The organism is Lutibacter citreus, from assembly GCF_003260195.1.
GTDB classification, from domain to species: Bacteria; Bacteroidota; Bacteroidia; order Flavobacteriales; family Flavobacteriaceae; genus Lutibacter; species Lutibacter citreus.
The window spans coordinates 229,515-255,265 of sequence record NZ_QEIH01000001.1 but is presented as its reverse complement, the minus strand read 5'-3'; the positions used below and the strand labels follow the sequence as shown (position 1 = coordinate 255,265).

Sequence of the window (25,751 nt, the reverse complement as noted above, 5' to 3'; positions counted from 1 at the left end):
TTCAATGAGCAAAGTTAATGTTCCAAAAGTAGTATCCAAATTTATAGTTGTATATTATAAATTATGGCTACAACCACTTTTTGGTTTTCCTTCAACCGTAAAAATATTGAAGAATTATTAATGAATTTAAACTTATTTTTTAATAAACTTATAATAACCAGCCATAAACAGCCCATAAAATAAAGCCCCAAGAAAAAGCTGCATGATAAATTTATACCAAGTTTCAGGACCAAAATATTCGGCAATCATTAGATCAAAACTACCAGTTCTAATAATCTTTAACCCTATTTTCACTATTGAAAATAGCACTAAAAATCCAGCTCCAAACTTTATTGTTAAGTGTAAAAAAGATACATCTTTATATTGACTACTCATTATTTTAATTTTTTATTATTATGATGGCGATCGTGATCACGTTTTGTTTTAACATCCATTTTATCATCAAAGGCAGCTTGTAAATCAATCCCTGTTTGATTTGCCAAACATAAAACTACAAAAACCACATCTGCTAACTCCTCTCCTAAATCTTTGTTTTTGTCGCTTTCCTTTTCGCTTTGCTCTCCATATCTGCGCGCAATAATACGAGCAACCTCCCCTACTTCTTCAGTTAATTGAGCCATATTTGTTAGTTCATTAAAATATCTAACTCCATGTTCTTTTATCCAATTATCTACAACTAACTGTCCATTTTTCAAATCCATTGTGTTTTATTTTTTAGTTTTCAAATATAATGAACTTCTTCTTATATTATATTCTATTTTAAGTAAGTTAAAAATTCCTTGCGTGGTATTTCTTCGGCTCCTAAACTTGCTAAATGATTATTGTATACTTGACAATCTATTAAACAATAATTTTCTTTTTTCAATTTTTGAACTAAAAAAATAAATGCCATTTTTGAAGCATTACTTACCTTACTAAACATACTTTCACCACAAAAAACAGTTCCCAAATCTACTCCATATAAACCGCCAACCAATTCATTGTTTTTCCAGACTTCTACAGATTTTGCAATACCTAATTTATTCATGTTTATATAAGCTTCTTGCATTTCATTTGTTATCCACGTTTGCCCCTGGTCTGAAACTCTATAAATATCCTTACAACTTGAAATTACTTTACTAAAATTTTGATTGTAGGTAACCTTAAATTCATTTTTTCGAATTACCTGTTTCATGCTTTTCGAAATTTTTAATTTATATGGAAATAAAACCATTCTAGGATCTGGACTATACCAAATTATTGGCTCTCCTTGATTGTACCAAGGAAATATGCCGCTTTTGTAGGCCAACAACAACCTTTTTGCTGTTAAATCACCTCCAATAGCTAACAAACCATCTTCATTTGCCAAATGAACTGGAGGAAACACTAAATCTTTTGATAGCAAGTACATTTATCTAATTTTTCACAAATATAGTTAAACAAAAAAAGAGAAAAACTTTCGTTTTTCTCTTTTAAATATTATTAAAAACTTACTTAAAAAGGTAAATCATCTGGTTCTGTATCATCAGTTTTAGAAACTGTTTCAAGATTATCTAAAGGTGCCATTGGAGGTACTTGAGCCGATCCTTCAGGTTGCGCAGCTTCAATTCTCCAACCTTGAATAGCGTTAAAGTATTTAGCAACACCTTCTGGATTAATCCATTCTCTACCTCTTAAGTTAATTGAAACTTTTACATCTTGCCCTACTTGATAACTGTTTAATAAATCACATTTATCTTGTACAAATTCAATAAGTATCATTTGAGGATATTGTTCATTAGTTGTAACAACTAATTCTCTTTTTCTAAATCCACTTGCACCAAACGTTTGCTCCTCGTTTATTAATTTAATTTTTCCTGTAACTTCCATATTTCAAATTATTTCATTAACGGTGCTCAACACACCAATACCTTCTTCTATTAAATAGATTGTACAAATGTAATTTTTTTACAATATCCATTCCAACAATTTAATAGGGATATTTTCTAAACTTATTAACATCAAAATTAATTTACCTTGTAAATAATAGCTAACCATTAATAATAAGACTTCATATTTTCTGTTATATAATGCATAAATTCTATATTTGAAAAATGGCTTCACATAAAAACGCACAAATAATAAGATGGGCTGTAATAATAACTTCATTTATTATTGTAGCTCTAATTTTATGGAATACATATGACTTTTTTCAAAAATTTAAGAATGAAGAGCGAGCTAAAATGGAAATTTTAGCTGGAGCTTATCAACGCTTTAGTGATTTTGATTTAAATGCAGATTTTTCTTTAGAAGACAAGATTATTGGAAAAAACAACAATATCCCAATGATAATTACCAATGAAAAAGATAGTATTACTCTATGGGCTAACTTAGATTCTATTAATATTAATAAAGCGTCCTATTTAATTAAGCAATTACAAATAATGAAAAGTCAAAACTCACCTTTAACCGTGAGTCATAGACGAGGAAATACTAAACAATTTATTTATTACAGAGATTCTGATTTACTTACTAAATTAAAGTATTATCCGGTTGCACTTATTTTAATTTTAATCTTATTTGCCAGTGTTATTTATTTATTTTTCAAATCTAATAAAATAGCTGATCAAAACAAGTTATGGACAGGAATGGCTAGGGAAACTGCACATCAAATAGGAACTCCACTTTCTTCTCTTTTAGGTTGGATAGAAATTTTAAGACTTGAAAACACCGATGAAAGTACAGTGCTTGAAATAGAAAAAGATGTACATAGACTAAACACTATTGCTGAGCGATTTTCTAAAATTGGCTCAATTCCTGTATTAAAAAAACACAATATAGTTGAAGCTACCGAAACCTCTTTTAATTACTTAAAATCTAGAAGTTCAAAACAAGTTAATTTTATTTTTAATTCTGAAGAATCGAATATTTTAATAGATCTAAATCTTCAACTTTATAGTTGGGTTATTGAAAATTTGGTTAAAAATGCCATAGATTCAATGAAAGGAAAAGGAAAAATATCACTTTCAATTATAGACGATCCTAAAATTTTAAAAATTCAAATTTCTGATTCAGGGAAAGGAATTTCAAAAAGCTTGCAACAAAAAATATTTTCCCCAGGGTTTACAACAAAAAAACGTGGATGGGGTCTTGGTTTATCATTAGCCAAACGAATAATTGAAGACTACCATAATGGTAAAATTTCTGTTTTAAAATCAGAATTAGGAAAAGGTACTACTTTTGAAATAATACTAAAAAAGTAATACCAACTTAACATTAAAATATGGTATCATTAAATTTGAATTATTTTTCATTCAAATTACACATAACATTTTAATGTTAAATTGGTATAATATTATAAGTTTTCTGCAATTTTTTTTGCAATTGCCTCAAACTCTTCTGGCTCTAACTTTTCTTTTTTCTTAAACTGAATATCTTCCATCTTTTTAAGAGGAATTAAATGCACATGTACATGCGGAACTTCTAACCCAATTACAGCCATTCCTACTCTATTACAAGGAATACATTTTTCAATAGCCAATCCTATTTGTCTAGAAAAACTCATTAACTCATTATAAAGAGACTCTTCTAAATCAAAAAGTTTATTAACTTCCTTTTTAGGCACAACTAGTGTATGTCCTTTTGCATTAGGATTGATATCTAAAAAAGCATAAAAATTTTCATTTTCAGCAACTTTGTAAGATGGTATTTCACCATTTATTATTTTTGTAAATATAGAACTCATAAAATCAATTTTACTCAAAAATAAGAAACCCTTCTCAATTAAAAAACTGAAAAGGGTTACAAATTATTTTATTAATTATTTTATCTAGAAATTTCTACAATTTCAAATTTCATAACTCCACTAGGAACTTGAATTTCTGTAATATCACCAACTTTTTTTCCTAACAATCCTTTTCCAATAGGAGAATTAACAGATAATTTACCTTCTTTTATATTGGTTTCAGAATCAGCAACCAAAGTATAAGTAAACTCCATTTTGTTTGCAGTATTTCTAATCTTAACTATAGAATGAATTAATATTTTTGAGGTATCTAATTTAGATTCATCAATAATTCTGGCGTTTGAAATAACACCCTTTAATTTAGCTATTTTAAATTCTAAATGAGATTGTTCCTCTTTTGCTGCATGATATTCAGCATTTTCACTTAAATCCCCTTTATCTCTGGCCTCAGCAATATCATTACTCACCCTTGGACGCTCAACACTTTCTAAATGTTCTAATTCGCCCTTTAACTTTTTCATTCCTTCTTTGGAATAATATGAAATTTCGCTCATAACTTCTATTTTTATTAAAGACAAAAAATCTCAAAACTGGAACCCAGAATGAGATTTATTACAAATGTACAAAATATTTGTAAATTGCAGTCGTTTACCTATAAACATGAAATTTTTATAATGAGAAGCTTCCTTTTCTTAATACTTATTGTTTCTTTCATTTCTTGCGAAAAAAATGAAACAAATGACATTCTGCCAGATTATAATTTTAACATTACAGTAAATCTAAATTTACCTGAATTTATTAATTTAAATACACCAAGCGGATGGGCAAACGCCAACGGTGCAATTCAAGGAGTTATTATTCAAAATACAGGTATAGGGAACCCGCCGTTTAAGGCTTTTGAGAGAGCTTGTCCAAATTACGATTGTACAACACCAATGACCTTTGATGGAAGCTTAAAAATGAAATGTTCCTGTGATAAGAGCGAATACAGTATATATGATGGGTCTCCTCAAACATCTGGAAATAATCATTTTGCACGAGAATACAGAGTTACCCAAAATGGCTCTATTTTAAATATTACAAATTTTTAAGCATTCAATTAAAATCATAATTACTATTTTTGTCCGAAAGCACAAAAAAGTGAAAAATTATTTCTCAACAGATTTTAGATTAGGCGTATTAGGAGGTGGACAATTAGGTAAAATGTTACTTACCGAAACTCAAAAATTTGATATTTACACCTGTATTTTAGACAGTGCTAGTGATGCACCTTGCGCACAAATTTGCAATGAATTTCATTTAGGAAGCCTAATGGATTTTGATACTGTTTACAATTTTGGTAAAAAAGTAAATTTATTAACTATTGAAATAGAACATGTAAATATAGATGCTCTCATAAAATTGGAAGAAGAAGGTTTAGAAATTTACCCACAACCAAGCGTCTTAAAAATTATTCAACACAAAGGAAAACAAAAAGATTTCTTTGTAAAAAATAATATTCCAACATCTCCACACAAACGTTTTTCAACTTTAAAAGATTTATTAAAGGAAAACTTATCATTTCCTTTTGTATGGAAATCAGCTCAATTTGGTTATGACGGTACAGGAGTTAAAGTTGTAAAAAACACAGAAGATTTAAAAACTTTAGTTGATACAGATTGTATTATTGAAGAATTAATTCCTTTTAAAAATGAATTAGCAGTTATTGTAGCTAGAAATAAAAGTGGTGAAATAAAAACATATCCAGTTGTTGAAATGGAATTTCATCCAGAAGCAAACCAAGTTGAATATGTTATTTGTCCTGCAAGAATATCTGATGAAGTTGCTTCAAAAGCTAGAGAAACAGCTTTAAAAGTAGCCGAATCATTTGAACATATAGGTTTATTAGCTGTTGAATTATTTCAAACCGATAATGATGACATTCTAGTAAATGAAGTGGCTCCTAGAACACATAATAGTGGACATTATAGTATTGAGGCTTCCTATACTAGTCAATTTGAACAACATGTTAGAAGTATATTAAACTTACCTTTAGGAAACACCAACAGTAAAGTTGCTGGAATTATGGTAAACTTAGTTGGAGAAGAAGGGTTTTCTGGAAATGTAATTTATGAAGGTATGAACGAAATTCTAAAAATGGATGGAGTTACACCTCATATATATGGAAAAAAACAAACACGTCCATTCAGGAAAATGGGACACGTTACTGTAGCTAATAATAATATAGCAGAAGCAAGAGAAATTGCTGAAAAAGTTAAAAATACAATAAGAGTAATAAGTAAATAATTTAATTATGAGTAAAGTAGGAATAATTATGGGAAGTGACTCTGATCTTCCAATTATGCAACAAGCAATAGATATTTTAAAAAGTTTTGATATAGAAACAGAAGTTGATATTGTTTCTGCTCACAGAACTCCTGAAAAATTATTTGACTATGCAAAAAGTGCACACATAAAAGGAATCTCTGTAATTATTGCTGGAGCCGGTGGTGCAGCACATTTACCAGGTATGGTTGCTTCTATGAGTCCACTACCAGTTATAGGAGTGCCTGTAAAATCTAGAAATTCTATTGACGGATGGGATTCTGTATTATCAATCCTTCAAATGCCTGGAGGTGTTCCTGTTGCAACAGTTGCCCTAGACGGAGCGCAAAATGCAGGAATATTAGCTGCACAAATAATTGGTAGCTCCGATAGTTTGGTTTTAAATAAAATAATAGCTTTTAAAGAAAGTTTAAAAACTAAAGTATTAAAAGCTGCAGAAGGTTTGAAAAATAAACTATAAAGCTACAAGTGCTTTAGGCTTAACAATTTCTCCGCTTTTATTTTTATAATTGAAACCAGGAATAATCGTATTAATTTCTATTTTATTAGTTGAGTTTTTCATTTTCTTATACTTATATATTTTTATAACGCATCTTTTTATAAAAAATTATTTCTTTCATTAAAAATAAATTATAGATGTTTTTAAAATTTAAAAATTTTAAAAACATCTCATTATGTAATACCTTTACAATAAAATTAGTATTAAAATAATTATGAAAAATCCTCTATTAGAATCTTTTGAAACTAACTATTCAACTGCTCCTTTTTCAAAAATAAAAAACGAACATTTTAAACTTGCATTTATTAAAGGTATTGAATTAGCAAACGAAGAAATTGATAAAATCACAACTAATGAAGCTGAACCAACTTTTCAAAACACTATTGAAGCGTTAGATTTTACAGGGCAGAAATTAGACGCAATCTCAAGTGTTTTTTTTAATTTAAATTCTGCTGAAACAAATCCAGAAATTCAAAAAATAGCGCAAGAAGTTTCTCCTTTACTTACAGAGTTTTCAAACGATATTACCCTTAATAAAAAACTTTTTAAAAGAATTAAACTAGTTCACGATAAAAAAACTGAATTAAATTTAAATAAAGAGCAAGAAATGCTTTTAACTAAAAAGTATAAAAGTTTTGTTAGAAATGGAGCAAATTTAGAAGAACTCAAAAAAACTGAATTAAGAGAAATTGACGCTAAACTCTCTAAATTAAAATTACAATTTGGTGAAAACATACTTGAAGAAACCAATGCTTTTAAACTTCAATTAACAAATAAGTCTGATTTAAAAGGTTTACCTGACGGAGTTATTGAAGCTGCAAAATTAACAGCTAAAGAAAAAAAACTAGAAGGATGGGTTTTTACATTAGATTATCCAAGCTATGTTCCTTTTATGACTTATTCGAGTAATAGAGAACTTCGCAAAAAAATGGCTATTGCATTTGGGGCAAAATCGTTTCAAAATAACAAAAATGACAACCAACAAATAGTATTAGATATTGCAAATTACAGACATAAAAGAGCTATTTTACTTGGGTACAAATCACACGCTCATTTTGTTTTAGAAGAAAGAATGGCTGAAAACCCACAAAATGTAAAGAATTTTTTAAACGATTTACTTATTAAAGCTAAACCAGCGGCTAAAAAAGAATTTGAACAACTTTCTGAAATTGCTAAAAAAGATGGAATTGATCAAATTGAAAAATGGGATAGTGCTTATTATTCAGAAAAATTAAAAAAAGAACTTTTTGATTTAGAAGAAGAAAAATTAAAACCTTATTTTAAATTAGAGAATGTAATTAATGGTGTATTTGAAATTTCAACAAAGTTATTTGATTTAAAATTTGAAGAAATATTTGATATAGATAAATACCACAATGATGTAAAAACTTTTAAAGTAACAGATATTAAAGGTAACTATATTGCAATACTATATGTCGATTTTTTTCCAAGAAGCGGAAAAAGAAATGGCGCTTGGATGACATCTTTTAAAAGTCAATGGAAAAAAGATGGAGAAAATTCAAGGCCACACATTTCAATTGTTTGCAATTTCACAAAGCCAACAGAAACAAAACCTTCCTTATTAACCTTTAACGAGGTTACAACTTTATTTCACGAATTTGGACATGCTTTACATGGAATGTTAGCAAATACAACATATCCTAGTTTATCAGGAACAAATGTATTTTGGGATTTTGTTGAGCTTCCAAGTCAATTACTTGAAAATTGGTGTTATGAAAAAGAGGCTTTAAATATATTTGCTAAACATTATGAAACTAATGAAGTAATTCCAATGCAATTAATTAACAAAATTAAGGAATCTTCAAATTTCTTAGAAGGTATGCAAACACTTAGACAATTAAGTTTTGGAATATTGGATATGAATTGGCACGGTAATGATCCTTCTTTAATTAAAAATGTTAAGGAATTTGAATTAGCATCATTTGAAGATACTCAATTATATCCAGACACAGCTGAAAACTGTATGAGTACATCCTTCTCTCATATATTTCAAGGAGGATATTCTTCTGGTTACTATTCCTACAAATGGGCTGAAGTTTTGGATGCTGATGCTTTTTCTCTTTTTCAAGAAAAAGGAATATTCAATAAAGAAACTGCCAAAAAGTATAAATCATCTATTTTAGAAAAAGGCGGTACTCAAAAACCTTTAGATTTATATATAAAATTCAGAGGAAAAAAACCTAACAACCAAGCTTTGCTAAAAAGAGCTGGCTTATTAAAATAAATTAGAAAAATCTCTTCAAAAAAATCGATATTCGTAAAGTATATCGATTTTTTTATACCCAAAAAACAGAATAAAATGCACGATTTTACAGATAAACGGTAATTAAAACCCATACAATTGTAATAAATTACCCTTCAAATTACTTGTTTTAAGATGTAAATGACACGTTTTATCAAATAAACGGTTTGTTTTCTTGCTTAATACGAATATAAATCCTAGTTTTACATTGTAAATAATTCAAAACCCCAATAATTAATTATAAGTTCTTTTAAATAAATAACCCCAATTTTTATAAATTTTAAGAACAAAACCAATAAGTTAATTTAACTTATTGGTTTAAAATTAAAAAATAAAAAATAATGTATAAATAAAAAAAATATAAACCCCAAAAAATCCCCACGACTATGAAATCCCCACTTTTTTCCGCAGTTATATTTACTTTTTTATTGTTTTCATGTTCTCAAGCCGACGAGGGTTTAAATCTATTTGCTAAAGTAGACAAAGAAACTATTTCTAACGAAGCTACTTATTCTGAATTAGAATCAGAATTACTAGTTCTAGTTAATAATTATAGAGTTGAAAAAAACCTCCCATCTCTTGAGGTCTTAAATCAAATTTCTAACGTTGCGGATGAACATACTAACTATATGATTTCAACAGGAGATGTAAGTCATGCTAATTTTGAAGAAAGAGCATCAAATTTAATTAAAAATGCGGGAGCAAAGAAAGTGTCGGAAAATGTAGCTTATGGGTATAGCACCGCAAAATCAGTATTAAATGGATGGCTTAATAGCCCAGAACATAAAAAAATAATTGAAACTTCTGATTTTACTCATTTTGGTATTTCAACTGAATCAAACAGTAAAGGACGAAATTATTTCACTCAAATATTTATAACAAAATAAAAATACGCAAATTCCCCACAACAAATACTTTTAATGAATTAAAATCTCGAATATTATGAACACATCAAGAATACAAAGAGAAAGTTTAAATGACACTTGTTTAAAAGTTGTTAAACCATCATTAAAAAAAAGTAGAAATGATAATAATAATAATATTGTCATTTCTACTTTAACACCTGGTTTTAAATATAAAAATCACAAAGGTGAGTTAGTTATTCCATCATCAGGAATTAAATAAATAGAACCAGTCGCATATTTTAAAGTCTTGAGAATTTTGTCGTCCCCACAACGTAATCTTTATTCAAGAAGTATTCTAATATAACGACTGCTCTAAATATTAATTATTGCAATAATAATAAAAACTAATTAAAATTTATGAATTTATTATAAAAATAAGCAGTCGCATATTAATTCTCGAGAAAATTGTCGTCCCCACAACGGTAGTAAATCAAGTAATTAATAATACGACTGCCTTTATTATTTCATTTTTATGATTATAAATTCAGTTCTTCTATTTAACTGATGTTCTTCGTTTGAGCATTTAACACCGTTAGAACATTTATTAACTAATTGTGTTTCTCCAAAACCTTCATAATTTGATATTCTTTCTGGAGTTATACCCTTAGAAATAATATATTCATAGGTAGCTTTTGCTCTATTATTTGAGAGTATCATATTATATTGATCATTTGCTCTACTATCTGTATGGGATTCTAATCTTATTACCATATCTGGATAATTTTTTAATAAGGCAACAACCTTATCTAATTCAACGGCTGCATCTGGCCTTATATTGTATTTATCTAGATCAAAATAAATATTTTCTAAATCTGCTAAGACAACCACATCTTCAATTGGTTTCATTGCTATATTTAAATCAACTATTAATTCTTTTTTCTTTTCTAAACCAAAAGAACTAAAGTTTTTTGCTATATCCTGGTATTTTTCTTTTGCCCCTTTTAGAACAAAATTTTCATCTCTAGGAATTATATGCTCATAAGTTCCATCTTCTTTTGTTATAAAATAGGCTAATTCTTCTCCGTTTTCTCTTGCTAGAACAACTTTTCCTCCAGCTATTGGTTTGTTGTTAACAGCATCAAAAATAGTTCCTTTTAATGTTAAAGGTGGAATTCTTGTAAATGAATAAATATCATCGCCTCCTTTTCCTCCTTTTCTGTTAGACGAAATAAAACCACTAAAACCGTCTTTAGCTAAATAATATCCTATATCATCTTTTTTACTATTTATTGGTTCTCCAAGATTAATAACATTAACTATTGTATTGTTTTTATCTTTTACAGATGCAAACACATCCATTAATCCCATCCCAACATGTCCATCAGAAGAAAAATACAATGTCTCTTCTTCATTATATATAAATGGAAAAGCTTCATTTCCTTCTGTATTAATAACATCCCCTAAGTTTTTTGGAGCTCCTAAAGTGCCGTCTTCCAAAATGTCAGAAACATAAATATCAGTTCCTCCTTTACCTCCTGGCATATCTGAAGAAAAATACAATTTTTTACCATCTTTACTAAGTGAAGGATGATATACAATATAATTTGGGTTGTTTAAATTGGTTGGCTTTATATTTACCCATTTTCCATCTTCTAAATCAGCACTGTATATTCCAACCTGCATAATTCCATTTGGATCATTAATTTTTTTTGATCCATGATAATTATTTCTTGAAAAATACATTTTTGTACCATCACTATTAAACGTTGCTGGTCCTTCGTGATGAATTGTATTTACATTTCCGTTAATAGGTGAAGTAGATTCCACTGAACCATCCTTTGCTACTTCATATAGATCTAACATTGGTTGTTTATCCCATGAGTATAATCTTTTTATTGAAATCCCCTCATCTCTTGAAGAACTAAAAACAATTTGATCGTTTAATTCTACAGCTCCAAATTCGTTAAATTTTGTATTGATTTCAAGCTTTTCAATTGTATTTTTTTCTGAAGAATTAAAAATTGCACTAGCCAAATCATCATTTTTAAAAAAGCTTTTTACTCTTGAATCTTCACTATTCCCGGCTTCTTTAAATTTTTTCATCCATTTTTTAGATGCTTCATACTTTCCATTTGCTCTTAGCGTTTGGGCATAATACAAATAATATTCAGAAGGAACATTTTCTTGTTTTACAACCTCTTTATAAATTTCTAATGCTTTTTCTGGCTGTCTTAACATTATATATGCATCACCTAATTTACGCAAGGCATAATGTTTATTAAAACTAGTGTCTATTAACTTTTCATAAGTACTTATAGCTTTTACAAATGAAAAGTTGTTAAATTGTCTTTCAGCTCTTTTTTGCTTAGCTGTTTGTCCAAATATTGATGTGCTTATTAAAACCAAAGCAACAAATAAAACATTTATATTTTTCATAATTTTTATCATTTATTTGGTTAAAAATATCTAGGAGATTTTTGTTTTCTCTTTAAAAATCTAAATTCATACATTAATAATATTTCGTGAGAACCTGATGTATAAGGTCTAATTTCTCCTGTTGGAATTTCATAAGTATAACCAACTCTAAATTGATCGGAAACTTGAAAATCCACCAAGGCTCCTAAAGCATTCTGATCTCCGTTAAACCTATAAGAGCCTCCTAACCAAAACTTCTCATAAAATAGCAAGTTCGCAGTTAAATCAACCGATACAGGAGCTCCTTTAGTATATTTAAACATAAAGGATGGTTTTAATTTTAAATTTTCATTTAAATCAAAAACATATCCTCCAATTGCATAATAATGAACTCTTTCTAAGGCTGCATAATCCGTATCATTATTTAAATCATGATTAATCATTTTTGGAACAGATAAACCTGCGTACCATCTATTAGAATGGATTAAAATACCAGCCCCAAAATTCTCATTCCATCTATTTAATTTTTCGTTAAAATAAGGATCTTGGCCAACTTTTAAATCGGTATACAATTCATCTGATAATTTATAATGCGTCATACCTCCTTTTAAACCAAAACTTAAGTTTAACTCTTCAGCAATCTTCAAAGTATATGAAAAATCTGCATAAACATAAGTGAAATTTTCATAACCGGTTTTATCATTTATTAAAGACAACCCTAATCCAATCTTTTCATTTCTAAGTGGAGAATGAATAGACAGTGTTTGTGTTTGTGGTCCTCCATCAAATCCCGCCCATTGATTTCTATTTAAACCTACAATACTTAAGGCGTCTCTACTACCTGCATAAGCAGGATTTATAGCAATAGTATTGTACATATATTGTGTAAACTGTGGTAACTGTTGCGCGTTAGAATATTCCAATCCTAATACAACCATTACTAAAAAGATAATTATACGCTTCATAGTTTTATTTTTTTAATGAGTACCTAAATATATATATCCTGTAATTGGTTCAATTCCTACAACTTTTACAATATAAAAGTATGTTCCTGTTGGTAAATTAGAACTAGTTCCAATTGTTAAACCTCCGGTATTAGTATGTCCATCCCAATTGTTTTGATAATTATCAGATTGATATATCATTTTACCCCACCTATTAATTATTTGAAGATTAACTGTAAAACCACATTCATCTGCTCCAAGAACTTCAAAGTAATCATTATAGCCATCACCATTTGGAGTTAATACTTTTGAAATATCTAAATCTTCAGGTGAAGAACACGGTAAAACTTTACAAGTTTGGATAGTCAATTCAGAAATACAACCATTATCATCCGTATATTCAAAAATGTAACTTGTACCTGTATTATCCTTTATAACATCAAACATATTTCCATTCAGGCTGAATTCATTACCAATACTAACCCAAGTTCCAATATTATCTTCAGCTGAACTTAAGTAATCATTAAGATTAACGGTTAATATTTCTCCAAACTTAACGTCAGTTAATTCATCACAAATATTAGCTTTCTCATTAACACCTGTTAAATTTTGAGTTATTTCAACAATTTCACTTGTATTAGAACATCCATTATCTAAATCTGTTACTGTTACACTGTAATCTCCCGGTTCTGTAACATCTATAGTTGCTGTTATTGCTCCTGTGTTCCATAAATAACCAGCTGTTCCTTGAACTGTTGAACTACCTGCATCTAATGTTACACTTGTAGTTGAACAAGTCAACTCTGAATCTCCTGTTATTACAACTTCTGGCTCAATAATATCTTCTGTTACTGCGAATACCTCACTTGTTGCATCACATCCATTATCTAAATCTGTTACTGTAACACTATAATCTCCGGGCTCAATAACATTTATAGTTGATGTTATTGCTCCTGTACTCCATAAGTAACTTGCGGTTCCTTGAACTATGGAACTACCTGCATCTAATGTTACATTTGTAACTAAACATGTCAACTCTGAGTCTCCAGTAATTTTAGCATCTACTACCTCTATGTCTTGAGAAACCTTAAAAATATCACTAGTACTTGAGCATCCATTTTCTGAATCTGTTACTGTTACGCTATAATCCCCAGGTTCTTCAACATTTATAGTTGATGTTGTTGCTCCTGTACTCCATAAGTAACTTGCTGCTCCTTGAACTGTTGAACTACTGGCGTCTAATGTTACACTTGTAATTAAACAAGTTAACTCTGAATCTCCTGTTATTACAACTTCTGGTTCTTTAATATCTTCTGTTACTGCAAATACTTCACTTGTTGCATCACATCCATTTGCTAAATCTGTAACTGTTACACTATAATCTCCAGGTTCTGTAACATCTATAGTTAATGTTGTTTCTCCTGTACTCCATAAGTAACTTGCTGTTCCTTGAACTGTTGAACTACCTGCATCTAATGTTACACTTGTAGTTGAACAAGTCAACTCTGAATCTCCTGTTATTACAATTTCTGGTTCTTTAATATCTTCTGTTACTATGAATACTTCACTTGTTGCATCACATCCATTTTCTGAATCTGTAACTGTTACACTATAATCTCCAGGTTCTTCAACATTTATAGTTGATGTTGTTGCTCCTGTACTCCATAAGTAACTTGCGGTTTCTTGAACTATTGAACTACCGGCATCTAATGTTACACTTGTAGTTGAACAAGTCAACTCTGAATCTCCTATTATTACAACTTCTGGCTCTATAATATTTTCTGTTACTGTAAATACTTCACTTGTTGCATCACATCCATTTGCTGAATCTGTAACTGTTACACTATAATTTCCAGGCTCAGTAACATTTATAGTTGATGTTGTTGCTCCTGTACTCCATAAATAACTTGATATTCCTTGAACTGTTGAACTACCTGCATCTAATGTTACACTTGTAGTTGAACAAGTCAACTCTGAATCTCCTGTTATTACAACTTCTGGTTCTTTAATATCTTCTGTAATTGTTATTATTTTTGTTTTCGAACATCCATTATTAGAATCGGTTACAGTTACACTATAATCTCCAGGCTCTTCAACGTTTATAGTTGATGTTATTGCTCCTGTACTCCATAAATAACTTGCTGTTCCTTGAACTATTGAGCTACTTGCGTCTAATACTACACTTGTTGTTGAACAAGTTAATTTTGAATCACCTTTTATTACAACTTCTGGCTCTTTGTTATCTTGAGTTATTCTAATAGTTTTCATTTTTGAACAACCATTAGAAGCTTTTGAAACAAATACATAATAATTTCCTGGATCAGTAATGGTAATTCTTGAAGTTGTTTCTCCTGTACTCCAATAAAAACTATCTCCACCAGTACTTGCACTTGCATCTAAAACTATACTTTTCACTAAACATGTTAATTCCGTTGTTTCAGCAGTTAAAACTGTTATTGGTTTAGTAATATCTTTATTTACTATGACAGTATCACTATCTGAACATCCTGATTCAGTACCCGTTACAGTTAAAGTATATATTCCAGATTGACTAACAGTTGGTGTTAATGTAGTTGCTCCACTATCAATAATACCATTTGAAGTAGTCCATAAATATGTAACATTTTGATTATTTGAACTTCCATTTAAAACAACCGTATCATCCCTACATGTAATTTTTTTACTTGGGCCCGCCTCAGCATTAACATCTATCCGCCCCTCTATCTTTAGGTTTGCAGCATCGGAAACACATCCTGCTGCATTGGTTTCAGTTAAAGTATAATTTCCAGAATTCAAATTATTAAAAATAGTACCTGTTCGTATAGTTGTAGCTGGAGATGGTCTTGTTAATGTATAAGTAGATCCGGTAATTGGAGAACTTACTGAAATACTTCCTGTTGAAACAGTACAAGTAGGATTTGTAATAATTCCAACTGGTGTATCTGGATGTAAAAATGATAAAGTAACTTTTGCAGTTTCACAAATTGAACCATTTGAAGCTGGTAAACATACATCATACTCAAATTCAAAATCTCCTACAAAATTAGGATCTGGAGTATATGTATAAGTACCATCCGTATTTAAAATAACTGCAGAATCTGATACATTACCATATGTAGAACCTTCAGGAACATTATTATCAATATTAAGATCTCCATTAATAGGTATTCCTTTACAACCTACCTTTTTTTGATCTACAGCATATGTTTGTAAAATAAAAAATTTACCATCTCCATTGTCCGCTGAAGCAGCTGTAAATTCTACTCTTGTAATTTTAGAACCCGTAGGGGCTAAACTATTTAATTTGAATAATGCTATTCCAATAACCTGTCCATTGTTTTGTAAACGTCCAGATCTAAAATAATCTGAATCTCCTTCTGGATCATGAAGAGTCCAATCATTCCACCAATCCTGACCACCATCCCTAACAAATGTATCTCCTAATTTATGTACTGCATTATTACTTGCAGTTGTTCCCCAAACCTCTATATAATAACAATTATTTCCTCCACGCTCCGTAACAGCTAAAAGCCCATTTGAATTTGACGGAATTGCAGGGTCATAATATATTGTTTGCTTTTGAGCTGCTAGAGGGTCAGTTGAATCAAGATAACGCGAATTAAAAACTTTGCAAAAATCTCGTCCATTACCGTTTGACTCAAAATAATGATTCAAATTCTGATCCCTAAAAGCCTCAATAGCTCTATCATCCCAACTATTATTATCATATATATCCATAGTAGCAGAAGCACTTGTTAAGGTAGGACCTCCACTCAATAACTTCACACCATTTTCATATATATGATTATAATCATCCCCGTAAGGTCCTACCTTAGTTAATTGGTAGTATGCAGGAACAACAAAAGTGTTATAATTATATACTTCGCCATCTAAAGGATTAATATACTTCACAGCCTTAATAGTTACAGGCAGATCATAGTCTGCACTCTGATAATCAGACCACTCAAACGTAACACCTGACCTTAATGATGGTTCTTGTTGACCAATTTGCGCCGAAACACTCTTACAACAGAAAGCTAAAAAAATGAATAAAGTAATTTTTTTCATAATCTTTTTATTTTAGTTAAAATTAACCATCAACTCCATATCTAATTTTCAAATTAGCTATGTAAAAACATTTTACTAAATGAAAAATTAAAATATAGAATCTCTTATTATAATTATAAGTGGGGTTATAATTAAATAATTTTATTGGGTAAAAAAAAATAGTGAGTTTTGTGGGGGGACCTTTCTCAATAGAACAAAGATAGGGCAAACCTTATTATATCAATAAATATAGGGTGTCTTTTTTGTGAAAACTTAACAGATTGAAGCAAAACATTAATAAATGGTCAAATTACAATAATAAATTCCCAATATTTTTTTAAAATATTACTACAGTCTCCAGCAACTGATTTTTAGATATTTATAATAATTACAATTTGATTCAACCTGAATATAATATTCCTTAGGTTTAACTAATTATTTTCCTATTTTTGTCTTTCAATATCTTAAATAAAATATATGAGCAAATATGATGTAGCTGTAATAGGCTCTGGCCCTGGCGGATATGTTGCTGCAATTAGATGTGCACAACTTGGATTAAAAACTGCTATAATTGAAAAATACAACACACTTGGCGGAACTTGTTTAAATGTAGGTTGTATTCCTTCAAAAGCTTTGCTAGATTCATCGCATCATTATTACGATGCTACTAAACATTTTAAAACTCACGGAATTGAAGTAAAAGGTTTAGAAGTAAACTTTGAACAAATGATTACCCGAAAAAATGAAGTAGTTGCTCAAACATCTGGTGGTATCAACTACTTAATGGACAAAAATAAAATTGAAATACTGCAAGGTTTAGGTAGTTTTAAAGACGCTACACATATTACTATAACAAAACAAGATGGTTCTTCAGAAGAAATTGAAGCAGGAAAAATTATTATAGCTACGGGCTCAAAACCATCAACCTTACCTTTTATTGAATTAGACAAAAAACGTGTTATTACGTCTACTGAAGCTTTAAGCTTAACTGAAATACCAAAACATTTAATTGTTATTGGTGGTGGAGTTATTGGTTTAGAATTAGGTTCGGTCTATAGCAGATTAGGATCACAGGTTTCAGTAATTGAATATATGCCAACAATTACTCCAGGAATGGATGCAATGCTTTCAAAAGAATTGCAAAAATCATTAAAAAAACAAGGAATTAAATTCTTTACAAGTCATAAAGTAACTTCTGTTGTAAATAATGGAGATGAAGTGGTAGTTACTGCAGATAACAAAAAAGGAGTTCCAACTGAATTTAAAGGAGATTACACTTTAATCTCTGTTGGAAGAAAACCATATACAGAAGGATTAGGATTAGAAAACGTAGGAATTAAAGTTTCTGATCGTGGTCAAATAGAAACTAACGAGCATTTACAAACAAATGTTTCGAACATTTATGCTATTGGAGATGTTGTAAAAGGTGCAATGTTAGCTCATAAAGCAGAAGAAGAAGGAACTATGGTTGCTGAAATTATTGCTGGTCAAAAACCACATATTGATTACAACTTAATTCCTGGTGTTGTTTATACTTGGCCAGAAGTTGCTTGTGTAGGTAAAACTGAAGAACAATTAAAAGAAGCTGGCGTAAATTACAAATCAGGATCCTTTGCTATGCGTGCATTAGGTAGAGCTAGAGCAAGCATGGATATTGATGGACAAATAAAAGTATTAGCAGATGCTGAAACTGATGAAATTTTAGGAGTTCATATGATTGGTGCAAGAGCTGCAGATATGATTTCTGAAGCTGTTATTGCAATGGAATTTAGAGCCTCTAGCGAAGATATTGCACGTTCATCACACGCGCACCCAACATATACAGAAGCTTTTAAAGAAGCTTGTTTAGATGTTAATGACAGAGCTATTCATAGTTAAAAATAAAATACAGTATTAAATATAAAAAGTCCTTTCAAATTGAAGGGACTTTTCTATTTTTGCGACAATGCAACGTACAAACCAAATAATTCAGATCTCTAATATTTCTGAATTTAAATCGAATCTTTTAAAATGGGCACAACAGTTTAAAACTGCTGTTTGGCTAGATAGCAATAACTATCATCAAAAGCATTCAAATTTTGATGCTGTGCTTGCCGTTGATTCTTTTTCTGAAATTAATTCAACATCTAAAAATGCATTTAAAAAACTAAAAGAATATCAAACCAAAACAAATGATTTTATTTTTGGGTATTTAGGTTACGACTTAAAAAATGATGTAGAAAACCTTCAATCTAATAATTTTGACGGTTTACATTTCCCTGATTTATTCTTTTTTCAACCTAAAAAAATATTTTTCATTAAAGAAAATACGGTTGAAATTAAATATTTAAAGACCTTATCTTCAGAAATTGAAAAAGATTTAAAAGAAATCAGTCATCCAGAAAGCAACAACCAAAAACAAGCAACCACAAATCCAATTAAAATTAAACTTCGTATTCATAAAGACGAATATTTTCAAAAAATAAATTCGGTATTAAATCATATTCATCGTGGTGATATTTATGAAGCTAGTTTTTGTCAAGAGTTTTATTGTAAAAATTCAACCATAAATCCTTTAGAAATTTATCAGAATTTAAATAAGATTTCTAAACCTCCGTTTGCAACTTTTTTAAAACTAGAAGATAAATATTTACTTTCAGCATCACCCGAACGTTATTTAAAAAAGGAAGGAAATACTGTAATTTCACAACCTATTAAAGGGACAGAGAAGAGAGCTACCTCAGAAAAAGAAGATTTTAAATTAATTTTAGCATTAGAAAAAAACGAAAAAGAACGCGCTGAAAACATTATGATTGTTGATTTGGTTAGAAACGATTTATCGCGTTCAGCAATTAAAGGTTCCGTAAATGTTGATGAGCTATGTAAAGTGTATACTTTTGAACAAGTACATCAATTAATTTCAACAATTTCTTGTAAAGTAAAACCAACTATTCATCCTGTTGATATTATTAAAGATACTTTTCCGATGGGAAGTATGACTGGCGCTCCAAAAATTTCAGCAATGAAAATTATTGAAGAATTGGAAGAAACAAAACGAGGTTTATATTCTGGTGCTGTTGGCTATTTTACTCCAAATGGAGATTTTGATTTTAATGTAATTATAAGAAGTATTTTATACAATGCTTCTAAAAAATATGTTTCTTACTCCGTTGGCGGAGCTATTACAGCTAAATCTATTCCTGAAAAAGAATATGAAGAATGTTTGCTAAAAGCTAAAGCAATGAAACAAGTATTATTAAACACAAAATAGTATATTTATACAATGCAAACTATTGTTGAAAAACACATAAATGAGAACCTGCCATTTTTAAAAGGTAAAAAATTATTAGTAGCCATTTCTGGCGGAATAGACAGTGTAGTTTTAACTCATATTCTTCAAAAATTGGATTATAATATTTCTTTAGCACATTGCAATTTTTCTTTAAGAGGAAAAGAAAGCAATAAAGATGAAGTTTTTGTGAAAGAATTGGGTGATAAATTAGAAATACCAACGCACACAATTAAATTTGACACAGACAAATACGCCTTAGAAAATGGTATTTCAACCCAAATGGCCGCTAGAGATTTACGGTATAATTGGTTTCAAAAAATAAAAGACAATTATAGTTTAGATTATATAATTACGGCACATCACAAAGATGATATTATAGAAACCTTTTTAATTAATTTAACCAGAGGAACTGGCTTAAACGGACTTACTGGCATCCCTGAAATTAACGGAGATATTATACGTCCTTTTCTTCCGTTCGATAGAAATGATATTTTAATACACGCTACAAAAAACAAACTTAAATGGCGAGAGGATGAAAGTAATTCATCAATTAAATATGTTAGAAATAAAATTCGTCATAAAGTAGTACCGTTTTTAAAAGAAATAAATCCAAATTTATTAGATACTCTTAATTCTACACTTGAAAACCTTAGAGGTAGTCAAGAAATTATTAACGATTCTATTTCAAAAATTAGAGAAAAAGTAGTAATCACTAAAAACAATCAATTACACTTTAACATAGCTAAATTAAAAGAGTTAAACAATCCTAAAATTTACTTATACGAACTACTAAATGCGTATAATTTTACAAATTGGAAGGATGTTACTAATTTACTAGATGCCCAAACAGGAAAACAAGTATATAGTAATACTCATAAACTTTTAAAAGACCGTGATGTACTTATTCTTTCTGAATTAGTTATTGATCAAATAGCCAATTATTTTGAAATTCCAGAATTTACTTCAAAAATAAAAATACCAATTAAACTAAAATTTGAAACTGTTGATATACCTTTTGATACAAAAAACCATTCAACAAAAATATTTAGCGAATTAATATTAAATGATTCAAATACAATTTCAATAGATTATGACAAACTCAAATTTCCATTAACTCTTAAAAAATGGGAAAAAGGAGATTTCTTTTATCCTATTGGTTTAAATGGAAAAAAGAAGTTAAGTAAGTTTTTTAAAGATGAAAAATTATCATTGCTAGAAAAAGAAAGTGCTTGGCTACTTTGTTCTAATAATGAAATAGTTTGGGTTATTGGTAAACGTTTAGACGAACGTTTTAAGGTAACTAAAACCACATGTAAGTTATTAAAAATAAAATTTTAATTTGGGTTACTATCTTATTTTAATTAAATTAGTAATTAATCTTGAACTTTAAACTGATGCCTTTAAAGAATCTTTTTTTATTAATAGTTGTTTTCTTTTTTTCTATTGGAACTAGTTTTTCTCAAAAAATAAATAGAGACTCAGAAAACACTTCTCTTCCTAAAAGTATTTATTCTCTTAATATTTCAACAGAAATTAATAGTCTTTTAAACGTTAAAAACAACTTAAATTCAGATGAATCTAAATTTGTTTTTTTAGACCTACAAAATATTAGCGAAGGTTATTTTACAATTCCGCTTAAAAATATAGCAAAACGTAGTGATTTTATTTTTAAAACCTACAAGGATAAATATGATAGACAAAATTTAGAAAAAAGCTTTTTTGATCTCTCTAAAATTTATCTTCCGCACTTACCTGAAAAATAAAAGCATACACAAAAAATATTTTCATTAAAATAATATTATAAAACGCTTTTTTTTAGAAAATTTTTATGCTTCTCACCATTAAAACAAGCTAATTTTAATGGCGAAAAACAATCAAAATATAAGACTTAATATAGTTTTCTTTCCCCATTAATTTCATACTGAAATCAATATTTATATTTTACTTTATTTATTTTAAAAAGTATGATTTTTAAATAGTAAAAAACAATAAATAAATGGGCTAAATAAAGCCATATTATTATTGAAAATTATATACAAACACACCTTATTAAGAAGCATTAAAAACTACATGAAAAGTTCTTTTTTTTCAGTTCTTATTTACCCCGTTAACCTATATTTGTCAGTCAATTAACCAAATATTATGACCTCAAAATTATTTACAAGATTCTCACCCTATTTAGCCATTTTATTTCTTTTAGGATTTCAGAGTTTGACAGCTCAAACTTATAATTTCAATTCTGATACAGAAGGTGCTTTACCCGCAAATGTTGCTCAGGGAAATAATGGTACAACCACAAATGATGGTACTGTAGTTGTTTCAGGTTACGATACAACGGACAGAGGCATGGAAGCAACCGCTAAAGGATCCAAAAATACTGCTGTTGTAGACATGTCCTTATTTTCTTCTGATTCAGATTATTCAATTACTTGGAAAGAAACATATACAACTGCGAGAAGAAGTGGTTTTATTTTAAGAGCAAATGGGACCACTCCGAGTGATGCATATACAGGCGTGAAACAAGGCTATTTATTTCAAGTAAATGGCGAAGGAATACCAGCTGCAAATACTCTAAGAATATACGTGGTTACTGCTAGTGGTTTTGGCACTCAAATAAAAGAGGTTAGTTTAACAGCTCCAGGTACAAATATTGCCAGATGGTACAGAGCTACTGTTAATGGTGATGCCTTAAAATTTGATTATTCCACTGATGGGATTACTTGGATTAATAAAATTGAAACAACTAACACTACTCATGCAAGCGGAACTGTTCAGTACACTCAGGGTTTTGGAGCGGAAACTGGAGGTTTGTATGTTGATGATATTACCAAGGAAGGCGTAGATGGATTTACTCTTTCGGAAACTACTTTATCAATAGGTGAAAATGCCGGTACAGACTCTTTTACCGCTGTCTTAAATACCCAACCAACAAACGATGTAGTTATTAACTTTACTTCTGATAATATAAATAAATTAACTGTTTCGCCAAGTTCCTACACTTTTACTTCCACAGATTGGAATACTCCCAAAATAGTTACTATAACAGGTGTAAACGACGATTTGGCCACACCAAATGACCCGGTAACTATCACAGCAAATGTAGACGATGCCGCATCAGATAACAATTTTGATGGAGTTCCAGACCAATCTGTATCGATTACAGTAACAAATGATGACATCACATCTTTAATCTACGATTTTGAATCACCAAATACAATAAATAACCCTCCACTTAACATAACTGCAACAAATGGGACCAGTAAAGTTGTTACAGGGCAAGCAATGGAAATTTTAACGTCTTCTGAAGAAAACACTGCCGTATTTACCTTAGATTTAATTTCAACCGCATATGCAGATTATTCTGTAACCTGGAAAGAAAATTACACCACAGCAGGACGAAGTGGTGTGATTTTAAGAGGAACTAGTTCTATTAATGCAATAACACCTGGTGCAAAATTTGGATATCTTGTTCAGGTTAGTCCAAGTGCTAACGATGCACGAATCTATACTTCAGACGCAAGCACTGGTGGTTACACCAAATTAATTTCAACACACCTTTTAGCTCCAGGTAGTGGAGTAGATCGTTGGTATAGGGCTACTATTATAGGGTCAACTATTTCATTTGAATATTCAAACGATGGTACAAATTTTAACACTGTGCACAGTGTTGTAAACTCAACTTATCCAAATGCTGGAGTAACCCAATTTGTACGTGGCTACGGAGGAACAATAGCTGGTTTAAAAGTTGATGATATTAGTTATGGTAATACTCAAGTAAACACCAATGAAATTCAAATTACGAATATTAATGAATATCAAGTATTTCAACGTGATGGAGCTGATCAGGCAGACATTGCGATTTCTGGTACTTATACTGGTACGCCTACTTCAATAGAAGCAAGTTTTAATGGTAGTTCTTTTGTAACCATTGATAGTTCACCTGCTGGAAACACTTTTTCTGGCACTTTAAATAATCAAGCTACAGGGCAAGGAATTCTTACAGTACGTTTTACAAATGAAACAACTATTTCAAGTAATATAAATAATGTGGGGATTGGAGACATTTTTATTATTGCGGGTCAAAGCAATGCCTCCGGAAGAGGAAATACGCTTAATAACTATTCACATGCTAGCTTAAAAGCAACGTTATTTGGCAATGATGATAATTGGAAAGAACTTGCTGATGAGGTTGATTCTAATGCAGGGCAAATTGACGGTGTTAGTTCAGACGGTATTGCAAAAGGTACACCTTGGCCACTAATTGCAACTGATATTATGGCTGCAGAAGGAATACCTATTGCATTTGTTCCTACCGCCAAAGGAGGAACATCAATTTCTCAGTGGCAACCTGGAACAAATCATTCTAATGCTTCCACGCTTTACGGATCCATGAATAGACGAATTTCTGCAGTTGGAGGAAAAGTTAAAGGTATTTTATTCTTTCAAGGAGAATCAGACTCAAGCAACGGAGTTACCCAAGCAAATTATGAAACAGGTTTAAATACTTTTGTAAACACAGTTGAAAATGACTTTTCAGGAACCAAAACCCTTATAGGGCAAATTGGTCATTCTGGATTTGCTGGAAATGATAAAATTAGAGCCGGTCAAATTTCAGTTATAAACTCAAACCCCAATGCTCTTTTAGGTCCTGCAACTTATGACATAGATCTTTCTGATGGAGATACGCTTCATTTTAAATCAGACCCAGCTATGCAAGAGTTTGCAAGAAGATGGTATCTTGCTATTAACAAAGAGTTTTATTCGGGAAGTAACGGTTACGGACCAATTTTAAGTGATCCTGAGCTTGTTTATGACTCTGCATTAAATAAAATTCAATTGGTCTTTACAGATGATACTTCAACAGTAATAAATCCTGCCTCTACCGTAACTTCTAGTTCTTTTAAATTAACAAATAATGGAAATGTGGCAATTTCTGCTATTAACATTGTGAATAATACAATTGAAATTACTCCAACTAGCACTCTAAATACAGGGCAACCTATATTATTAACGTACGCTTCTTTAAATACTGCCATTAGCAAAGCTATATATGATAATGATAATTTACCTGCTCAACCTTTTTATAATAAGACCGTTAATGTAGGTACATTATCAGTGGAAAGCCTCTTATTAAATAAATCTATTACATTATATCCAAATTGTTCAACCTCAATTTTAAAATTGAAAAATAACAATGAATTTTCAATTAATAGCATTGAAATTTTCAATATTCAAGGTAGATTAATACAACAATCTGGAAGCATAAACCCTAATGATTTGTGTGAAATTGATATTTCTTATTTAAAAGATGGTTTATATTTTTTAAGAATTGGAACCAAAATAGGGAATATTACTAAAAAGTTCATTAAAGAATCAAACTTAAATTAATAACTTTTTATAACGATTTCGTTAAATTTGCATTTTAAAAGGCTTAATTTA

The 25,751-nt window shown here is 29.9% G+C and carries 21 protein-coding genes; 12 read left to right on the top strand and 9 right to left on the bottom strand.

Annotated elements, in window-relative coordinates; genetic code table 11:
* Nucleotides 1-132 precede the first annotated feature (132 nt).
* The 4 genes from DAD81_RS00965 to DAD81_RS00950 all read right to left on the bottom strand — a co-directional run bounded on the left by DAD81_RS00965 (nt 133) and on the right by DAD81_RS00950 (nt 1,848).
* Nucleotides 133-375, bottom strand: a complete 243-nt coding sequence (locus DAD81_RS00965) for a hypothetical protein (RefSeq protein WP_111706355.1) — start codon at nt 373-375, stop codon at nt 133-135.
* Nucleotides 375-701, bottom strand: coding sequence for a nucleotide pyrophosphohydrolase (locus tag DAD81_RS00960; protein ID WP_111706354.1), 327 nt, complete (start codon nt 699-701; stop codon nt 375-377). The genes DAD81_RS00965 and DAD81_RS00960 overlap by 1 nt, the downstream gene beginning before the upstream one ends.
* Before the next feature lie 53 nt (nt 702-754).
* Complete coding sequence (gene aat / locus DAD81_RS00955; protein WP_111706353.1) at nt 755-1,390, bottom strand: leucyl/phenylalanyl-tRNA--protein transferase; 636 nt, start codon at nt 1,388-1,390, stop codon at nt 755-757.
* 83 nt (nt 1,391-1,473) lie between these two features.
* Nucleotides 1,474-1,848: a DUF3127 domain-containing protein gene (locus DAD81_RS00950; RefSeq protein ID WP_111706352.1), complete on the bottom strand. Its 375-nt coding sequence runs from the start codon at nt 1,846-1,848 to the stop codon at nt 1,474-1,476.
* 224 nt (nt 1,849-2,072) lie between these two features.
* Between DAD81_RS00950 and DAD81_RS00945 the strand changes: the two genes are divergently transcribed.
* The gene (locus tag DAD81_RS00945) at nt 2,073-3,221 is read left to right on the top strand and encodes a sensor histidine kinase (RefSeq protein WP_111706351.1); all 1,149 of its coding nucleotides are present in this window, start codon (nt 2,073-2,075) and stop codon (nt 3,219-3,221) included.
* 92 nt (nt 3,222-3,313) lie between these two features.
* Here DAD81_RS00945 and DAD81_RS00940 read toward each other — a convergent pair whose 3' ends face one another.
* Both DAD81_RS00940 and greA read right to left on the bottom strand, forming a co-directional pair.
* Nucleotides 3,314-3,703: an HIT family protein gene (locus tag DAD81_RS00940; protein WP_111706350.1), complete on the bottom strand. Its 390-nt coding sequence runs from the start codon at nt 3,701-3,703 to the stop codon at nt 3,314-3,316.
* Between the two features lie 80 nt (nt 3,704-3,783).
* Nucleotides 3,784-4,257: a transcription elongation factor GreA gene (gene greA / locus DAD81_RS00935; RefSeq protein ID WP_111706349.1), complete on the bottom strand. Its 474-nt coding sequence runs from the start codon at nt 4,255-4,257 to the stop codon at nt 3,784-3,786.
* 48 nt (nt 4,258-4,305) lie between these two features.
* Here greA and DAD81_RS00930 point away from each other — a divergent pair, with 48 nt between their 5' ends.
* The 6 genes from DAD81_RS00930 to DAD81_RS00905 all read left to right on the top strand — a co-directional run bounded on the left by DAD81_RS00930 (nt 4,306) and on the right by DAD81_RS00905 (nt 9,915).
* Nucleotides 4,306-4,794: a hypothetical protein gene (locus DAD81_RS00930; protein ID WP_157961050.1), complete on the top strand. Its 489-nt coding sequence runs from the start codon at nt 4,306-4,308 to the stop codon at nt 4,792-4,794.
* A gap of 49 nt (nt 4,795-4,843) precedes the next feature.
* Nucleotides 4,844-5,989 carry a 5-(carboxyamino)imidazole ribonucleotide synthase gene (locus tag DAD81_RS00925; protein ID WP_111706347.1) on the top strand — a complete coding sequence of 382 codons (1,146 nt, stop codon included), beginning with the start codon at nt 4,844-4,846 and terminating at the stop codon, nt 5,987-5,989.
* A 7-nt stretch (nt 5,990-5,996) separates the two neighbouring features.
* On the top strand, nt 5,997-6,488 hold the full coding sequence (gene purE / locus DAD81_RS00920; protein ID WP_111706346.1) for a 5-(carboxyamino)imidazole ribonucleotide mutase: 492 nt from the start codon (nt 5,997-5,999) through the stop codon (nt 6,486-6,488).
* 253 nt (nt 6,489-6,741) lie between these two features.
* Nucleotides 6,742-8,772 carry a M3 family metallopeptidase gene (locus DAD81_RS00915; RefSeq protein WP_111706345.1) on the top strand — a complete coding sequence of 677 codons (2,031 nt, stop codon included), beginning with the start codon at nt 6,742-6,744 and terminating at the stop codon, nt 8,770-8,772.
* Between the two features lie 404 nt (nt 8,773-9,176).
* A complete protein-coding gene (locus DAD81_RS00910; RefSeq protein WP_111706344.1) occupies nt 9,177-9,677 on the top strand; it encodes a CAP domain-containing protein in 501 nt (166 codons plus the stop codon).
* Nucleotides 9,678-9,732: 55 nt separating this feature from the next.
* Nucleotides 9,733-9,915, top strand: a complete 183-nt coding sequence (locus DAD81_RS00905; protein ID WP_111706343.1) for a hypothetical protein — start codon at nt 9,733-9,735, stop codon at nt 9,913-9,915.
* A 239-nt stretch (nt 9,916-10,154) separates the two neighbouring features.
* Here DAD81_RS00905 and DAD81_RS00900 read toward each other — a convergent pair whose 3' ends face one another.
* From DAD81_RS00900 to DAD81_RS00890, 3 genes are read right to left on the bottom strand one after another with little or no spacing between them, the layout of a single operon-like run.
* Nucleotides 10,155-12,071 carry an OmpA family protein gene (locus tag DAD81_RS00900; protein WP_111706342.1) on the bottom strand — a complete coding sequence of 639 codons (1,917 nt, stop codon included), beginning with the start codon at nt 12,069-12,071 and terminating at the stop codon, nt 10,155-10,157.
* Nucleotides 12,072-12,091: 20 nt separating this feature from the next.
* A complete protein-coding gene (locus DAD81_RS00895) occupies nt 12,092-13,015 on the bottom strand; it encodes a PorP/SprF family type IX secretion system membrane protein (RefSeq protein ID WP_111706341.1) in 924 nt (307 codons plus the stop codon).
* Nucleotides 13,016-13,027: 12 nt separating this feature from the next.
* Nucleotides 13,028-17,062, bottom strand: coding sequence for a T9SS type B sorting domain-containing protein (locus DAD81_RS00890; RefSeq protein WP_111706340.1), 4,035 nt, complete (start codon nt 17,060-17,062; stop codon nt 13,028-13,030).
* 456 nt (nt 17,063-17,518) lie between these two features.
* Between DAD81_RS00890 and lpdA the strand changes: the two genes are divergently transcribed.
* From lpdA to DAD81_RS00865, 5 genes are all read left to right on the top strand, one after another.
* A complete protein-coding gene (gene lpdA, locus DAD81_RS00885; RefSeq protein WP_111706339.1) occupies nt 17,519-18,919 on the top strand; it encodes a dihydrolipoyl dehydrogenase in 1,401 nt (466 codons plus the stop codon).
* Between the two features lie 67 nt (nt 18,920-18,986).
* The gene (pabB, locus tag DAD81_RS00880; RefSeq protein WP_111706338.1) at nt 18,987-20,291 is read left to right on the top strand and encodes an aminodeoxychorismate synthase component I; all 1,305 of its coding nucleotides are present in this window, start codon (nt 18,987-18,989) and stop codon (nt 20,289-20,291) included.
* A 12-nt stretch (nt 20,292-20,303) separates the two neighbouring features.
* Nucleotides 20,304-21,650: a tRNA lysidine(34) synthetase TilS gene (tilS, locus tag DAD81_RS00875; RefSeq protein WP_111706337.1), complete on the top strand. Its 1,347-nt coding sequence runs from the start codon at nt 20,304-20,306 to the stop codon at nt 21,648-21,650.
* A 56-nt stretch (nt 21,651-21,706) separates the two neighbouring features.
* The gene (locus DAD81_RS00870; RefSeq protein WP_111706336.1) at nt 21,707-22,075 is read left to right on the top strand and encodes a hypothetical protein; all 369 of its coding nucleotides are present in this window, start codon (nt 21,707-21,709) and stop codon (nt 22,073-22,075) included.
* Between the two features lie 379 nt (nt 22,076-22,454).
* The gene (locus tag DAD81_RS00865; RefSeq protein WP_111706335.1) at nt 22,455-25,700 is read left to right on the top strand and encodes a sialate O-acetylesterase; all 3,246 of its coding nucleotides are present in this window, start codon (nt 22,455-22,457) and stop codon (nt 25,698-25,700) included.
* Nucleotides 25,701-25,751 lie beyond the last annotated feature (51 nt).

Coding starts and splice junctions, on each gene's coding strand:
- DAD81_RS00965 (WP_111706355.1), bottom strand. CDS start 375: ATGAGTAGTCAATATAAAGATGTATCTTTTTTACACTTAACAATAAAG.
- DAD81_RS00960 (WP_111706354.1), bottom strand. CDS start 701: ATGGATTTGAAAAATGGACAGTTAGTTGTAGATAATTGGATAAAAGAA.
- aat (WP_111706353.1), bottom strand. CDS start 1,390: ATGTACTTGCTATCAAAAGATTTAGTGTTTCCTCCAGTTCATTTGGCA.
- DAD81_RS00950 (WP_111706352.1), bottom strand. CDS start 1,848: ATGGAAGTTACAGGAAAAATTAAATTAATAAACGAGGAGCAAACGTTT.
- DAD81_RS00945 (WP_111706351.1), top strand. CDS start 2,073: ATGGCTTCACATAAAAACGCACAAATAATAAGATGGGCTGTAATAATA.
- DAD81_RS00940 (WP_111706350.1), bottom strand. CDS start 3,703: ATGAGTTCTATATTTACAAAAATAATAAATGGTGAAATACCATCTTAC.
- greA (WP_111706349.1), bottom strand. CDS start 4,257: ATGAGCGAAATTTCATATTATTCCAAAGAAGGAATGAAAAAGTTAAAG.
- DAD81_RS00930 (WP_157961050.1), top strand. CDS start 4,306: ATGAGATTTATTACAAATGTACAAAATATTTGTAAATTGCAGTCGTTT.
- purE (WP_111706346.1), top strand. CDS start 5,997: ATGAGTAAAGTAGGAATAATTATGGGAAGTGACTCTGATCTTCCAATT.
- DAD81_RS00915 (WP_111706345.1), top strand. CDS start 6,742: ATGAAAAATCCTCTATTAGAATCTTTTGAAACTAACTATTCAACTGCT.
- DAD81_RS00910 (WP_111706344.1), top strand. CDS start 9,177: ATGAAATCCCCACTTTTTTCCGCAGTTATATTTACTTTTTTATTGTTT.
- DAD81_RS00905 (WP_111706343.1), top strand. CDS start 9,733: ATGAACACATCAAGAATACAAAGAGAAAGTTTAAATGACACTTGTTTA.
- DAD81_RS00900 (WP_111706342.1), bottom strand. CDS start 12,071: ATGAAAAATATAAATGTTTTATTTGTTGCTTTGGTTTTAATAAGCACA.
- DAD81_RS00895 (WP_111706341.1), bottom strand. CDS start 13,015: ATGAAGCGTATAATTATCTTTTTAGTAATGGTTGTATTAGGATTGGAA.
- DAD81_RS00890 (WP_111706340.1), bottom strand. CDS start 17,062: ATGAAAAAAATTACTTTATTCATTTTTTTAGCTTTCTGTTGTAAGAGT.
- lpdA (WP_111706339.1), top strand. CDS start 17,519: ATGAGCAAATATGATGTAGCTGTAATAGGCTCTGGCCCTGGCGGATAT.
- pabB (WP_111706338.1), top strand. CDS start 18,987: ATGCAACGTACAAACCAAATAATTCAGATCTCTAATATTTCTGAATTT.
- tilS (WP_111706337.1), top strand. CDS start 20,304: ATGCAAACTATTGTTGAAAAACACATAAATGAGAACCTGCCATTTTTA.
- DAD81_RS00870 (WP_111706336.1), top strand. CDS start 21,707: ATGCCTTTAAAGAATCTTTTTTTATTAATAGTTGTTTTCTTTTTTTCT.
- DAD81_RS00865 (WP_111706335.1), top strand. CDS start 22,455: ATGACCTCAAAATTATTTACAAGATTCTCACCCTATTTAGCCATTTTA.